Source organism: Cellvibrio sp. PSBB023, assembly GCF_002007605.1.
GTDB lineage: Bacteria > Pseudomonadota > Gammaproteobacteria > Pseudomonadales > Cellvibrionaceae > Cellvibrio.
In genome coordinates, this window is the sequence record NZ_CP019799.1 from 2,795,625 (window position 1) to 2,808,192 (window position 12,568).

General features: G+C 50.7%; 14 protein-coding genes. 3 read left to right on the forward strand and 11 right to left on the reverse strand.

The window, feature by feature from the left end; translation table 11 throughout:
- Positions 1–298: 298 nt before the first annotated feature.
- From B0D95_RS12205 to B0D95_RS12220, 4 genes are all read right to left on the reverse strand, one after another.
- Positions 299–598 (reverse strand): XRE family transcriptional regulator, encoded by a 300-nt coding sequence (locus tag B0D95_RS12205; RefSeq protein WP_078044142.1) that lies wholly within the window; start codon positions 596–598, stop codon positions 299–301.
- Positions 595–942, reverse strand: a complete 348-nt coding sequence (locus B0D95_RS12210) for a type II toxin-antitoxin system RelE/ParE family toxin (protein ID WP_078044143.1) — start codon at positions 940–942, stop codon at positions 595–597. The genes B0D95_RS12205 and B0D95_RS12210 overlap by 4 nt, the downstream gene beginning before the upstream one ends.
- A 114-nt stretch (positions 943–1,056) precedes the next feature.
- Entirely contained in the window at positions 1,057–1,512 is a 456-nt protein-coding gene (locus tag B0D95_RS12215) for a tetratricopeptide repeat protein (RefSeq protein ID WP_078045747.1), read from the reverse strand.
- 44 nt (positions 1,513–1,556) lie between these two features.
- On the reverse strand, positions 1,557–2,318 hold the full coding sequence (locus tag B0D95_RS12220; protein ID WP_078044144.1) for a ParA family protein: 762 nt from the start codon (positions 2,316–2,318) through the stop codon (positions 1,557–1,559).
- 210 nt (positions 2,319–2,528) lie between these two features.
- Here B0D95_RS12220 and B0D95_RS12225 point away from each other — a divergent pair, with 210 nt between their 5' ends.
- The 3 genes from B0D95_RS12225 to B0D95_RS12235 all read left to right on the forward strand — a co-directional run bounded on the left by B0D95_RS12225 (position 2,529) and on the right by B0D95_RS12235 (position 5,078).
- Positions 2,529–3,512, forward strand: coding sequence for a serine/threonine protein kinase (locus B0D95_RS12225; protein WP_078044145.1), 984 nt, complete (start codon positions 2,529–2,531; stop codon positions 3,510–3,512).
- A 125-nt stretch (positions 3,513–3,637) separates the two neighbouring features.
- Positions 3,638–4,447: a serine O-acetyltransferase gene (gene cysE / locus B0D95_RS12230; protein ID WP_078044146.1), complete on the forward strand. Its 810-nt coding sequence runs from the start codon at positions 3,638–3,640 to the stop codon at positions 4,445–4,447.
- A gap of 208 nt (positions 4,448–4,655) precedes the next feature.
- The gene (locus tag B0D95_RS12235) at positions 4,656–5,078 is read left to right on the forward strand and encodes a hypothetical protein (RefSeq protein WP_078044147.1); all 423 of its coding nucleotides are present in this window, start codon (positions 4,656–4,658) and stop codon (positions 5,076–5,078) included.
- 103 nt (positions 5,079–5,181) lie between these two features.
- Here B0D95_RS12235 and mscL read toward each other — a convergent pair whose 3' ends face one another.
- The 7 genes from mscL to B0D95_RS12270 form a co-directional block, all read right to left on the reverse strand.
- Positions 5,182–5,592, reverse strand: a complete 411-nt coding sequence (gene mscL, locus B0D95_RS12240; protein ID WP_078044148.1) for a large-conductance mechanosensitive channel protein MscL — start codon at positions 5,590–5,592, stop codon at positions 5,182–5,184.
- 110 nt (positions 5,593–5,702) lie between these two features.
- Positions 5,703–5,894 carry a CPXCG motif-containing cysteine-rich protein gene (locus tag B0D95_RS12245; protein WP_078044149.1) on the reverse strand — a complete coding sequence of 64 codons (192 nt, stop codon included), beginning with the start codon at positions 5,892–5,894 and terminating at the stop codon, positions 5,703–5,705.
- Between the two features lie 15 nt (positions 5,895–5,909).
- Complete coding sequence (ubiD, locus tag B0D95_RS12250) at positions 5,910–7,391, reverse strand: 4-hydroxy-3-polyprenylbenzoate decarboxylase (RefSeq protein ID WP_078044150.1); 1,482 nt, start codon at positions 7,389–7,391, stop codon at positions 5,910–5,912.
- A 148-nt stretch (positions 7,392–7,539) separates the two neighbouring features.
- Entirely contained in the window at positions 7,540–8,799 is a 1,260-nt protein-coding gene (gene rho / locus B0D95_RS12255) for a transcription termination factor Rho (protein ID WP_007638212.1), read from the reverse strand.
- A 385-nt stretch (positions 8,800–9,184) separates the two neighbouring features.
- Complete coding sequence (trxA, locus tag B0D95_RS12260; protein ID WP_078044151.1) at positions 9,185–9,514, reverse strand: thioredoxin TrxA; 330 nt, start codon at positions 9,512–9,514, stop codon at positions 9,185–9,187.
- Positions 9,515–9,633: 119 nt separating this feature from the next.
- The gene (locus B0D95_RS12265; protein ID WP_246841595.1) at positions 9,634–12,036 is read right to left on the reverse strand and encodes a response regulator; all 2,403 of its coding nucleotides are present in this window, start codon (positions 12,034–12,036) and stop codon (positions 9,634–9,636) included.
- Positions 12,037–12,153: 117 nt separating this feature from the next.
- Positions 12,154–12,447 (reverse strand): hypothetical protein, encoded by a 294-nt coding sequence (locus B0D95_RS12270; protein WP_078044153.1) that lies wholly within the window; start codon positions 12,445–12,447, stop codon positions 12,154–12,156.
- Between the last annotated feature and the right edge of the window lie 121 nt (positions 12,448–12,568).

Consider the following 12,568-nt stretch of genomic DNA (forward strand, 5'->3'; position numbering starts at 1 on the left):
AGCATCCTGCCACCAAGGCCAGCAATTGACCGAACGCCAAAGTTCGGCGGATTGCTTTATAAATCGTATTGTTAATTTATTTTTATCGATCAATCACGTGAAGGATTTCAATCGCATGCGGAAACAATGTCATATTGCGGTTCGTTCCTCACCAGCAACCTACCGTAAGTGCGAATGTCAGCCTCTAGCCAAAACCTGAAAATCAAAGTGGTTGGTCGCGCTTTTTTAAATTATTTTGCCCGCGTTTGAAGCGTAATTATTTTTCTGCAGGTGTTTCATTTAATGGTGAGGTAGTCATTTAGACCGCCTCCACCAATTCAATTTTTACTTTCTTCCCAAGCGCCTGAGCTGCACTGGTCAGTGTGCTCAATGTAAGGCTGGTGTCATGCTCATCAAGCAGACGATCCAATGATGAACGACTGGTCTGCATACGCTTTGCCATGTTGGTTTTGGTGATGTGTTGATTCTTCATTTCATTTTGAATTTGCCACGCGAGCACACGCTTAATCGCTACAGCGTTTGCATCATCCAATAATCCCTCTTCGGCAAGAAAATCCTCAAAGTCGCTACCAATGTGTTTGTTGACTGACTTTTTCATAGGTCACCTCTAAGTTGTTTCAAGCGAGCTTTTGCAGTTGCCAAATCGCCTGCGGAAGTTTTTTGTGATTTCTTAGTGAAGCCGTGCAATAAAATCATGATGTTGCCGTGCATTGTAAAAATCACTCTGGCTATTCCGTCTTTTACGTGGGATCTAACCTCCCACAAATCGGCATCCAGTTTGCGCACCAATGGCATTCCGATTGGCCAACCAATTTGAACAGTGCGAATGTCATCGCCAATGGCTTTACGGTCAGCAACTGTGCTGCTGATTAGCCATTCCCTTACAGGTTCAGCCCCAAGATCGGTTTTAAAGAATCGGGCAATTAGCGGTTGTGGGGGCATTGGCTTCATCCATGTGCTTTTTTTGATCATCGTACCATTAATGGTACAAATTATAAAACCGCTTTCTGCTGGTTATCGCAAAATATGGTGCTAGTAGGTAGTGCGGGCGTTCAATTAATTCCCCAGCAACAAATCCAAACGCAGTAAACCTTGGGCGGCGTCTGAGCCGGGGGTGGCGAAACGTTTGCCTTGTTGCACAAACATTTTGGCTTTATCGGGGGAACCCAACTGCACGTAGCTTTGCGCGAGCACCAAATACAGATCTGCCGCGCGCCGCTCTATGCGCAAGCCGCGTTCGGCAGTGGCGATGGCGCCTTGGTAGTCTTGCGCTTGATACTGGCCGCGCGCTTGTTTGGCGAGGCTAACGGCAGCGGGGTTAAGTACCATCGCGGGAGCAGGTGTAGGTAATGGTGTGACTGCGCCGGGTTGGGGTTGGACAACTACGGGCGCGGGTTTAACCGGCTCTTGCGGCTGGGGCGCTGGGTAACTTGGGTAGTCAGAGTGGGTTGCACAGCCGGCCAACACAAATAACAGGCCGGCCAGACACAATGGGGAACAACGTTTGATCATCAGATAACTCGTTTGTGTGATGTGAGACTTTAACCGCAGAGCGATCATTCACTTTCTTTGGCCGCCGCTTTTAGCAGGCGCGCTATTTCTTTCCACAGGTCGAGATAGGCCAGTGCCGCGCGGCTGCGCTGATTGTAGCTGGTAAGTGGGGCGCGTCGCAGCCCCATTTGCTCGACGGCGGAGTCGTTGGGGATCCAGGTTTTGAGCATGGGCACCGGCATTTTTTTGCTGTTGTCTATGGCCTCGCGGTGCAGGTTGCGGCGCATATCTACCTGATTAAAAAAACCGACAATGCGTTTGGGGGCGGATTTTTTGCTGGCGAGAAACTCCACCACTTGCTCCATCGCCCGAATGGAAAGCGGGCTGGGAATCATCGGGATCAATAAAATATCCACTTCCTGCAATAGCTGTTCAACGCTGGGCGAGAGGGTGGGCGGGCAATCAAAAATCAGCACATCGGCTTTTTCACTCAGTGGCTTGAGCAACTGCTTGAAGAATTTTTTGTCTTTGCTCAGCTCATCAAACTCGCTATCCAAACTGCGCAAGCTCAAATCAGCGGGGATTAACATCAGGTTGGGATAAGGGCTGAACAACTCCATCTCGCCGATGGATTTGCCTTTATTAAACAACTTGATCGCTTTGCCAGACCCCGGTTCCTGCTGGCAAAACCAACTGGCGGCGGCTTGCGGATCCAAATCCCAGAGGATGACATTTTTTTTCGCTGCCGCCGCCATGTATGCCATGTTGACGGCGGTCGTGGTTTTACCCACGCCCCCCTTGAGGTTGTAGAAGGCAATTTTGATCATAGGAGTTCCGTTTGTGGTTGTGACTCGTTATTCGTGGTCTTATCAAACAGCGTCTGTTTTGCGATCAGCAGAGTTTTACTTGTAGCATTTTTAGGCGCTTCCTTCAAAATTTAGCCAAAATAAAACCGATCCGGCGCACAAAAGCCACTTGGGCGAGCGCGCTTGACCGCTGCAGCGTACAATCGCGGCTTATTCCTGCGAGCGCACCCCATGACCCAAGCACACCCTTACGAACTGCTCACCCCTGACATGGTGCTGGATGCCATCGACAGCACCGGTTATTTAACCGATGCACGCATTCTGGCGCTCAACAGCTACGAGAATCGTGTGTATCAGGTGGGTATTGAGGGGGCGAGTCCGCTGATCGCCAAGTTTTATCGCCCTGAGCGCTGGAGCGATGCGCAGATTCTAGAGGAGCATGGGTTTACGGCTGCGCTGAAGGATCTGGAAATTTCCGTTGTGCCGCCCTTGGCCGATGACGAAGGCAATACCCTGCGCGAGTTTCAGGGCTTTCGTTTTGCACTCTACCCACGGCAGGGCGGTCATGCGCCCAACCTGGATGACTTTGATGCGCTGCTCTCCCTTGGCCGCACACTGGGGCGTATCCACGCACTGGGGCAGGCACAACCCTTCCAGCATCGCCCGGCACTGGACATCCAAACCTTTGGGCGCGACAGCTATGACTTTTTGCTGGCGAATGATTTTATCCCCGCGAGTTTGCGCGAGTCTTATCGCACCCTGGGCGCCGATTTGCTGGCGCGCTGCGAAACCATAGTTGCGCGGGTGGATTACACGCCTATCCGCCTGCACGGCGACTGTCACCCCGGCAATATTTTGTGGCGCGAAGACGTGCCACATTTCGTCGACTTTGACGATGCACGCATGGGCCCGGCGATTCAGGATTTATGGATGCTGCTCTCCGGCGAGCGCGAACAGCAAACCCTGCAACTGGCAGAAGTGTTGGAAGGCTACCGCGAGTTTTGCGATTTTGATCTGGCCGAGCTGGCGCTGATCGAAGCCCTGCGCAGCCTGCGTATCATGCACTACAGCGCTTGGTTGGCGCGGCGCTGGAGCGATCCGGCCTTCCCCCGCCACTTCCCCTGGTTTAACAGCGAGCGCTACTGGGGCGAGCATATTCTGGAATTGCGCGAGCAGCTGGCAGCCATGAATGAGCCGCCGCTAGTCATTTATTGATGTTTTGTTGTTGGAAATTCAGCAGCAACGCCCAATAATGAACGACCAATACTTGTTTTGTTATTTTTTACTCTAGTCCTACGACTTTTCCTACCTACTACTGTGTTCTGAGTAAGGATCTGGCCATGAATGCCAACATCACCGCCGCGACCGGCGCCATTGTTATCGATAGCCTGTGGGAATCCATTCGCACCCAAACCCGCAAGCAGGCCGAAGCCGAGCCGGTGCTCGCCAGCTTCCTCTACTCGACAATCCTCAACCATGACAGTCTGGAAGCCGCACTCAGCTTTCACCTCGCCAATAAACTCGATAGCCCTGCCCTGCCCGCCATGCTGATCCGTGAAGTGATCGAAGATGCGATGAGCCACGACAGCGGCATAGTCGACGCCGTACGCGCCGACCTGCTCGCGGTGAGCGAACGCGATTCGGCCTGCTGCTCACTGGTAACACCCCTGCTCTACTTCAAAGGCTTCCACGCCCTGCAGGCCTATCGCGTCGCACACTGGCTGTGGAATCAGGGGCGCAACTCGCTGGCGCTGTTTCTGCAGAATCGTATTTCCGCCGTGTTTGCGGTGGACATCCACCCCGCTGCGCGTATCGGCAAGGGCATTATGTTTGATCACGCCACCGGTATAGTCATTGGTGAAACTGCGGTGATTGAAGATATGGTGTCCATCATGCAGTCAGTCACCTTGGGCGGCACGGGCAAAGAAGCGGGCGACCGACACCCCAAAGTGCGCAAAGGCGTGCTGATTGGCGCTGGCGCCAAAATACTGGGCAATATCAATGTGGGCGAGTGCGCCAAAATTGGCGCCGGAAGTGTGGTGCTAAAAGACGTTCCCGCCCGCGCTACAGTAGCGGGAGTGCCGGCCCAGGTGATCGGAGAGACGCAGTGTTCACAACCCTCCCGTGAAATGGATCACCTTATTCGCTAATAACTGCCGCTTTCTGCCTTCGCACAGTTAAGCGGCACAAGGGCGCACCAAAAAAGTCGGCACGCACCAAAACACACCAATCAATATAAACAATCGCAATAAAAGTACCTGTTTACAGGCTTTCCTGCGTTGGTCTGAATTTTGCTCAACTATCCAGCCTAGAGCGTCTAGTCCATAGAGTCTAATCCAGGACCGGGGAGAGCAAAGTATGCAATACACTAAGCCGATGGTTGATTTGGTATACGAGATTCGTCGCCGGGTTGATGCAACAATGAAACCCAGCGTTAAGATGGCCAATCCGGATGTACTCAAAGAACTGGCGGATTATCACCACCAGAGCAAAGACACCATCACCAAAGCCCTGATTAAAGAGCTGCTCTTTATGGCTGGCCCAGAGTGGGCGGCGCTGTTGGAACCGGCGGCTGAAGCCGTGAAAACGGATATACCCCGCCAGATTGTCAAAGTGTATCGCGGTCAAACCGTTCTACAAGATGCCACTCCTGAGCCCTCGGAAACGCCATCACCACAGGCAGTGCACAGTGAGCCAATTCCCACCGAGACAGCGGCTGCACCCGCAGCACCAGCTGCAGAAAAACCGGTACGCATGTATCGAGGCCATCCTATTATCTAGCCAGCTACGCTCACCGATCACCATCAACAACCATGAAAAAAACAGGGCGATCAATGATCGCCCTGTTCGTAATCTCACCTCAGGTTTACACCCATGGTTGCGATTATTTTTGTTGCTGCTGCTTTAATAAATCGCGGATTTCCGTTAACAACAATTCTTCATTGCTCGGAGCAGGCGGAGCGGCAGGCTCCTCTTCTTCCTTTTTCTTCAAGCGATTAATCACCTTGATCACCATAAAAATAACAAACGAAATGATGGTGAAATCAATCAGGGTTTGCAGGAATTTGCCATAGGCCACTAATACCGGCGACTGACCTTCCAGAAGCGCGGGCAAGGTGAACGCCAGATCCGAAAAATTAACACCACCAATCAAATAACCAATCGGCGGCATCACCACATCACCTACCAACGACGACACAATTTTTCCAAAGGCAGTACCGATAATCACACCCACGGCTAAATCCACCACATTGCCTTTAATCGCAAAGGCCTTAAACTCTTTTATGATACTCATGTTACATCCCCTTTTTTAAATTGAATGAGTCGGTTATTGGTAAGCATAGCGAAAGTTTTATAACCCATACGCCAATTAAAACCAAGATCCCGAATAAAAGATGCCAGGGATTACTCATCCTCGCGCTGTGCGTACACATCAGGTACGCCATCTTCATCAACCGTCACATGCAGCACCATGGGCTGGCAGCACACCTGACAATCCTCTACGTACGTTTGCTGCTCGCAGGAACAATCCACCAACACACTGATAGGCTCACCGCAATAAGGGCAATCGATAAAACACTCTTCTTGTAAACTCATCGCCCACTCCCGGTATTAATAAGCGGTTGGCAAATCTATGCCCAATTCATCCCACAGGCTATCGATACGCTCTTTCACGGCCTGATCCATCACAATCGGAGTGCCCCACTCGCGGGTAGTTTCGCCCGGCCATTTGTTGGTTGCATCAAACCCGATTTTGGAACCCAGACCGGAAACCGGTGAGGCGAAATCGAGATAATCAATCGGCGTATTTTCAATCATCACCGTGTCCCGCGCCGGATCCATACGTGTCGTCATGGCCCAGATCACATCGTTCCAATCGCGCGCGTTCACATCATCGTCAGTGACAATCACAAACTTGGTGTACATAAACTGCCGCAGAAAACTCCACACACCCATCATCACCCGCTTGGCGTGACCGGGGTATTGTTTTTTCATAGTCACCACAGCCATGCGATATGAGCAACCTTCGGGCGGCAAATAAAAATCCACAATCTCCGGAAATTGTTTTTGCAAAATCGGCACAAACACTTCGTTGAGCGCAACACCGAGAATGGCAGGCTCATCCGGCGGACGTCCGGTATAGGTGCTGTGATAAATCGGATCGCGGCGATGGGTAATTCGCTCTACCGTGAACACCGGGAAATTATCGACTTCATTGTAGTAACCGGTGTGATCACCAAAGGGCCCCTCGGGCGCCACATCATTGGGAGCGATATACCCTTCCAAAATAAATTCAGCAGAGGCAGGGACTTGTAAATCATTGCCGATACATTTCACCACTTCGGTTTTATCGCCGCGCAATAAACCGGCAAAACCGTATTCAGACAAAGTATCCGGCACCGGTGTGACGGCGCCAAGAATGGTTGCGGGATCAGCACCGAGAGCAACTGCAACGGGGTAATTTTTTCCAGGATTTTGTATTTGGAATTCACGAAAATCCAGAGCGCCACCACGATGGGAAAGCCAGCGCATGATCAACCGGTTTTTACCAATTTTTTGCATGCGGTAAATGCCGAGATTCTGCCGCTCTTTGTGCGGTCCGCGCGTGACGACCAAGGGCCAGGTCACCAGCGGCCCCGCATCACCCGGCCAGCAGGTTTGAATTGGCAGCAGATCCAGATTAACCGCATCGCCTTCCAACACCACATCCTGACACTGGGCTTTGCTCAACACTTTCGGGGCCAGATTTAACACCTGCTTAAATAGCGGCAATTTATCCCAGGCATCCTTAAACCCTTTGGGTGGCTCCGGCTCTTTTAAAAACGCGAGTAACTTGCCCACTTCGCGCAGCGCCGTTACCGATTCCTGCCCCATACCCAAGGCAACGCGCTCGGTAGTGCCAAATAAATTGGCGAGCACAGGAATGTCATAGCCTTTGGGGTTTTCAAACAGCAGCGCAGGGCCACCAGCACGCAGGGTGCGATCGCAAATTTCTGTCATTTCAAGGTTGGGGTCGATTTCTTGCTTGATGCGTTTTAATAAACCGCGCGCCTCCAACAAATCGATAAAATCCCTTAGGTCTTTGTATTTCATATTCTTAACAACCCGAGTCGTAAAGCCAAAGTTAAAGACGGTACTGTAAAAAAGAAAAACCCGTATAAAGTGCAGTAAATACGGGTTTAGATTCCCGCATCACGCTGCGCTCCATACGGGCTACACGTTTACAATATTTTTTGAAGTATTACTTGCGCTTCATCGACATAAAGAATTCGTCGTTGGTTTTGAAATCTTTCAGCTTGTCGAGTAAAAATTCTGTTGCGGCAACGTCTTCCATATCGTTCAACAAACGACGCAGAATCCAGGCGCGCTGCAACTCATCTTCTTTCATCAGTAAATCTTCGCGGCGAGTACCGGAGCGGCGCACATTGATCGCAGGGTAAATACGCTTCTCAGCAATTTTGCGATCAAGGTGTAATTCCAGATTGCCCGTACCTTTAAATTCTTCGTAAATAACTTCGTCCATTTTGGAACCAGTATCTACCAGTGCGGTGGCGATAATACTCAAACTGCCACCTTCTTCGATATTACGTGCCGCACCAAAGAAACGCTTGGGCCGCTCAAGTGCATGCGCATCCACACCACCGGTCAATACTTTGCCGGATGAAGGAATAACGGTGTTGTACGCGCGGGCCAAACGAGTAATAGAGTCGAGCAAAATCACTACGTCTTTTTTGTGCTCAACCAAACGCTTGGCTTTTTCGATCACCATGTCGGCCACTTGTACGTGACGCGCGGGCGGTTCATCAAAGGTAGAGGCAACCACTTCGCCGCGCACCGAGCGCTGCATTTCCGTTACTTCTTCCGGACGCTCGTCAATCAACAATACAATCAAATGACATTCGGGATTATTGCGCGTAATCGCCTGCGCAATATTTTGCATCATGATGGTTTTACCCGCCTTGGGAGGTGCGACGATCAAACCGCGCTGACCTTTACCAATAGGAGCAATCAAATCGATGATACGACCGGTGAGGTCTTCGGTAGAGCCATTGCCCGCTTCAAGCGGCAAACGAATATTGGGGAACAGCGGCGTGAGGTTTTCAAACAGAATTTTATTGCGGGAATTTTCTGGTTTGTCGAAGTTAATATCGTTAACTTTCAACAGGGCAAAATAGCGTTCACCTTCTTTGGGGGGGCGAATCTTGCCGGAGATGGTGTCACCAGTGCGCAGGTTAAAGCGGCGAATCTGGCTGGGTGAAACATAAATATCGTCGGGACCTGCTAAATACGAACTGTCGGCTGAGCGTAAAAATCCGAATCCATCCACCAAAATTTCCAAAACACCATCACCGTAAATATCCTCTCCGCCTTTGGCGTGGCGCTTGAGGATATTGAAGATAATGTCCTGTTTGCGCGAGCGGGCGATATTTTCCAATCCCATTTCATGGGCGATATCAATTAATTCTTCAATCGGTTTCTTTTTAAGGTCGGTTAGATTCATAGGAAAGACTTTATGGATGGATGTGAGTTATTGCAGGTGATCGCAATGCGATACTGTTTTTAGAAAATCGAACATAGTTACGCTGTTTATCTGACAAGGAAATCTGATGATGGATCCTGCGGATAGTTAGTTGGCCAGTCTCGTTTCCATGATGAGCACGCTAAAGCCCATTCAGTTGTTGTTAGTGGAGAACTGGTCGGTTGATTTATTCGCGTATCAGATACCGGGGCAAGAACAACAGCAGGGAATTTAGAGTTTGTTCGTCTGGTTTTTAGAATCGGGAAGGTGATTCGGGGGAGGAACAAACATTGGATGTTCGGAGTATAGCGATAAAAATCCGTAAGTGCAAAAACAAATTGGGCCATCTTGCGATGGCCCGGAGCAATTAAAGGGAAGAATTAATAAATTCGACCAATTGCGGCTTGCTCAATGCGCCCACTTTAGTGGCATGCGCTGCGCCGTTTTTGAAAATAATCAGGGTAGGAATACCGCGAATACCAAATTTAGCAGGGGTATCCTTGTTGGCATCCACGTCCATTTTGGCGATTTTGATCTTGCCTTCAAACTGTTCAGCCAAATCATCAAGGATGGGGGCGATCATTTTGCAAGGACCACACCAGGCTGCCCAAAAGTCTACCAACACGGGCAAATCGGCGGTTAACACGTCTTGCTCGAAGCTGGCATCACTAACATGAACGATTGCATCACTACTCATAAATAACTCCAAACCTGTCGGTTAGCGGGTGATGGGCGAACCCAATGAATGATCGCCATCATAAGGATTGACCCGACCCCAGGCAAGGAGAAAAAACCAATCATCGCTATAGGAGGGCTCTATGTGGGCGGCACCAACAGCCCCGTTGCATCAAAGGCGGCATAGAGGGTATCGAAGGTCACTGGCTTGGATAAATAGTAGTTCATGCCACTGGCAAACACGGCTTCGCGGTGCTCCTGCAGGGCGTGCGCAGTCAGGGCAATAATCGGGATTGGCGCCAAAGCTTCGCGCCGTTCGTAGTCGCGAATACTGCGGGTGGCTTCAAAGCCATCCATCTCCGGCATTTCGCAATCCATGAGAATCAGGTCAAAACGGTTGCGGGGCTGCTGCGCCGCATCGCAGGCCTCAGCGCCATTTTCAGCAAAAACCGGCACTATATTCAGTTTACCCAGAAGGCCTTTAATAACCATGCGATTCACCGGATTGTCTTCAGCCACTAACACCCGCAGATGTGAAAACTTGGCCAGATCTTGCTGCTTGCGTTCACTCGGCAATTCAGGCGCTGTTTCATGGCCGGACAAAGCAATCAACTCGCGCTGCAACAATTTGAGGGAGATAGGTTTGCGCACGATGGAATGAATCGCCAAGCGCCGCAGCTGCAACTGGTCGTGATAGACATCGCCCGCGCTGAACATAAAAAGAGGCAAGTCGCGAAACTCGGCGGTATCGCGCAGCCATTGGGCCAATTCCAGGCCATTGGCATCCGGTAATAAATAGTCGGCACCCACAAAGTCAAATGGCTCACCGGAGTGCATGGCGTGTTTAAGCTGGGATAGCGCCGTTTTGGCAGAGCGCGCGGCTTCTACATTCAACCCCCAGTCGCGACAGCAACGGACAATAAAATCCGAGAGCATGACACCACTTTCCACCAGCAGGAGTTTTTTACCCTGTAATAACTGCTCGCGTTTTTCCGGGCGCACATCGGTCAAATCGCACACTGATTCTTGCGCGAATCTGGCAGTAAACCAGAAGGTGGAGCCGAGCCCCTTTTCGCTGTCGACACCAATCTTGCCGCCCATTAATTCCGCCAGGCTTTTGCAAATAGCCAGCCCTAAGCCAGTGCCACCGTACTTGCGGGTGGTGGAGGCATCGGCCTGGTTGAACGAATCAAACAGGTTGCCTGCGTTGGACATATCAATACCAATGCCACTGTCTTGCACAGCAAAACGCAATTCAACTTCTTCGTTTGCCAGATTCTGCACCGCACTGACTTGTAGCGAGATAAACCCTTCGCTGGTGAACTTAAACGCATTACCCAACAGGTTGATGATAATTTGGCGCAGGCGAGTGGGATCGCCACGCAACCAGCGCGGTACGCCGGGCAATAAGCCACCAAACAGTTCGATCTGGCGTTTATTCGCCGTCGCACCAAACAGTTGGATACAGTTTTCCACCAGTTCGTCGAGTTCAAAGGTCGTTTCTTCCAACGCCATTTTGCCCGCTTCAATTTTGGAGTAGTCGAGGATGTCGTTAATGATGGTGAGTAGCGTTTCGCCGGAGCGGTGAATAACATCGATGTAATGTTTTTGATTTTCATCGAGCGGTGTGTCGCGCAGCATTTCCAACATGCCAATCACGCCATTCATTGGCGTGCGAATTTCATGGCTCATGGTGGCAAGGAATTGACTCTTGGCGCGGCTGGCATCTTCCGCTGCATTTTTTTGGCGGCGGGTTTCCAGCTTCTCTTCTTTTTCTGTCAGGAGGGCAATCTCAATCGCATGGCGCTGTTCGATATCATCGAGCAAGGTCTCGCGCATGTGGTTAATTGCACTGACAACATTATCCAGCTCATCCGGTGCAGAGTTTACTTTCAAGCGTTTGAGCTTGAGCGGTTTGGTGAGGGTTTCCAGGTTCAAATTGCGCGCATAATTGGCGATGGTTTTCATATGGCGGGTGAGCAAGGTATGCACCAACCAGACAATAAAAAGAGCGATCACCAGGGTTTTGGTGCCTTGCACCAGGGCGATAAAAAAAGCGCGCTGCCATAACTTGTCATAAATACTGTTGAGGCTGGCCGTTACGGTCAGTATGCCCAACTGTTGTTGCGGGGTACTGGCATCTTCATAAATCAGCGGATAACTGCGCACCAGAAATTGGCTGCGTTTTGTTTCCAGTTCTTTGGGGTCATAGACATTATTACTGGCCACCAGTGTTTGTTCGGCATTATTCCAGTCGTGCCATACCACGCGCACTTGCACCACATCATCAACCGCCAATACGCTGTGAATCTGGATGTTGAGCTGCTCCTGATCAAACCCCCAAAGGCTTTTGGTGATACTGGCAAGGGTGCTGATGCGCACCTGATCAATGCGCTTTTCCAACGCAGCAATGTCGTCGTTAAAGTTGCTATGCAGCTGCAGCAAAACCGCAACCAGGGTGATGATTGAGCTGCTGATAATGATGAGCCCCAGCAGCCGTGCGGCAATGGGATTTTCGCGCATGTAGCGTCTTATATTCGGCATTTCACTCGTCGCACCAACACAAAAAAAGAGTCGTGCTTTGGAGTGTAGCACCTAACCACAAAGAACCTGCTACCCTTGCAAATAGATAGACGGGTTTGCACACAAAAGTTCTGGCGCTCAGTTGGCATAACCCGATTGCAAATGGATCAATACGCGCTCAGCCTGTTGCATAAATGTGGCGCGCGGTTCCGGGGTACTCAACTGCGCGCCCAGCGCCTGCACATAGTGGCGCAGACCGGATGGACCAGTCCTGCCGCCAGCGAGCCAATAACGGTAGGTGTCGGCCAACCAGGGAGCCTCTGAGGTACCGGCGCAGTCGATGAAAAGTGCATCCAACTGTTGAATTACCCGCCGCACCACCGGCAATAGTTTAGGCTGGTGCTGTGCAGGGTGTCCGCTTGAATCTGGCATCACTTACCTCCTTTTATACTGCTATTAATGAGTTAAGTTGAAGCCAAACCAAGCGCAAAGACTATTTGGGAATAATAGGTTTTTTTGAAACAGTCGCTCACACAACGGAAAATGCGTATGC

Excerpts from the sequence above, each read along its gene's own strand:
- B0D95_RS12205 (WP_078044142.1), bottom strand. The coding sequence starts at position 598 with ATGAAAAAGTCAGTCAACAAACACATTGGTAGCGACTTTGAGGATTTT.
- B0D95_RS12210 (WP_078044143.1), bottom strand. The coding sequence starts at position 942 with ATGCCCCCACAACCGCTAATTGCCCGATTCTTTAAAACCGATCTTGGG.
- B0D95_RS12215 (WP_078045747.1), bottom strand. The coding sequence starts at position 1,512 with ATGATCAAACGTTGTTCCCCATTGTGTCTGGCCGGCCTGTTATTTGTG.
- B0D95_RS12220 (WP_078044144.1), bottom strand. The coding sequence starts at position 2,318 with ATGATCAAAATTGCCTTCTACAACCTCAAGGGGGGCGTGGGTAAAACC.
- B0D95_RS12225 (WP_078044145.1), top strand. The coding sequence starts at position 2,529 with ATGACCCAAGCACACCCTTACGAACTGCTCACCCCTGACATGGTGCTG.
- cysE (WP_078044146.1), top strand. The coding sequence starts at position 3,638 with ATGAATGCCAACATCACCGCCGCGACCGGCGCCATTGTTATCGATAGC.
- B0D95_RS12235 (WP_078044147.1), top strand. The coding sequence starts at position 4,656 with ATGCAATACACTAAGCCGATGGTTGATTTGGTATACGAGATTCGTCGC.
- mscL (WP_078044148.1), bottom strand. The coding sequence starts at position 5,592 with ATGAGTATCATAAAAGAGTTTAAGGCCTTTGCGATTAAAGGCAATGTG.
- B0D95_RS12245 (WP_078044149.1), bottom strand. The coding sequence starts at position 5,894 with ATGAGTTTACAAGAAGAGTGTTTTATCGATTGCCCTTATTGCGGTGAG.
- ubiD (WP_078044150.1), bottom strand. The coding sequence starts at position 7,391 with ATGAAATACAAAGACCTAAGGGATTTTATCGATTTGTTGGAGGCGCGC.
- rho (WP_007638212.1), bottom strand. The coding sequence starts at position 8,799 with ATGAATCTAACCGACCTTAAAAAGAAACCGATTGAAGAATTAATTGAT.
- trxA (WP_078044151.1), bottom strand. The coding sequence starts at position 9,514 with ATGAGTAGTGATGCAATCGTTCATGTTAGTGATGCCAGCTTCGAGCAA.
- B0D95_RS12265 (WP_246841595.1), bottom strand. The coding sequence starts at position 12,036 with ATGCCGAATATAAGACGCTACATGCGCGAAAATCCCATTGCCGCACGG.
- B0D95_RS12270 (WP_078044153.1), bottom strand. The coding sequence starts at position 12,447 with ATGCCAGATTCAAGCGGACACCCTGCACAGCACCAGCCTAAACTATTG.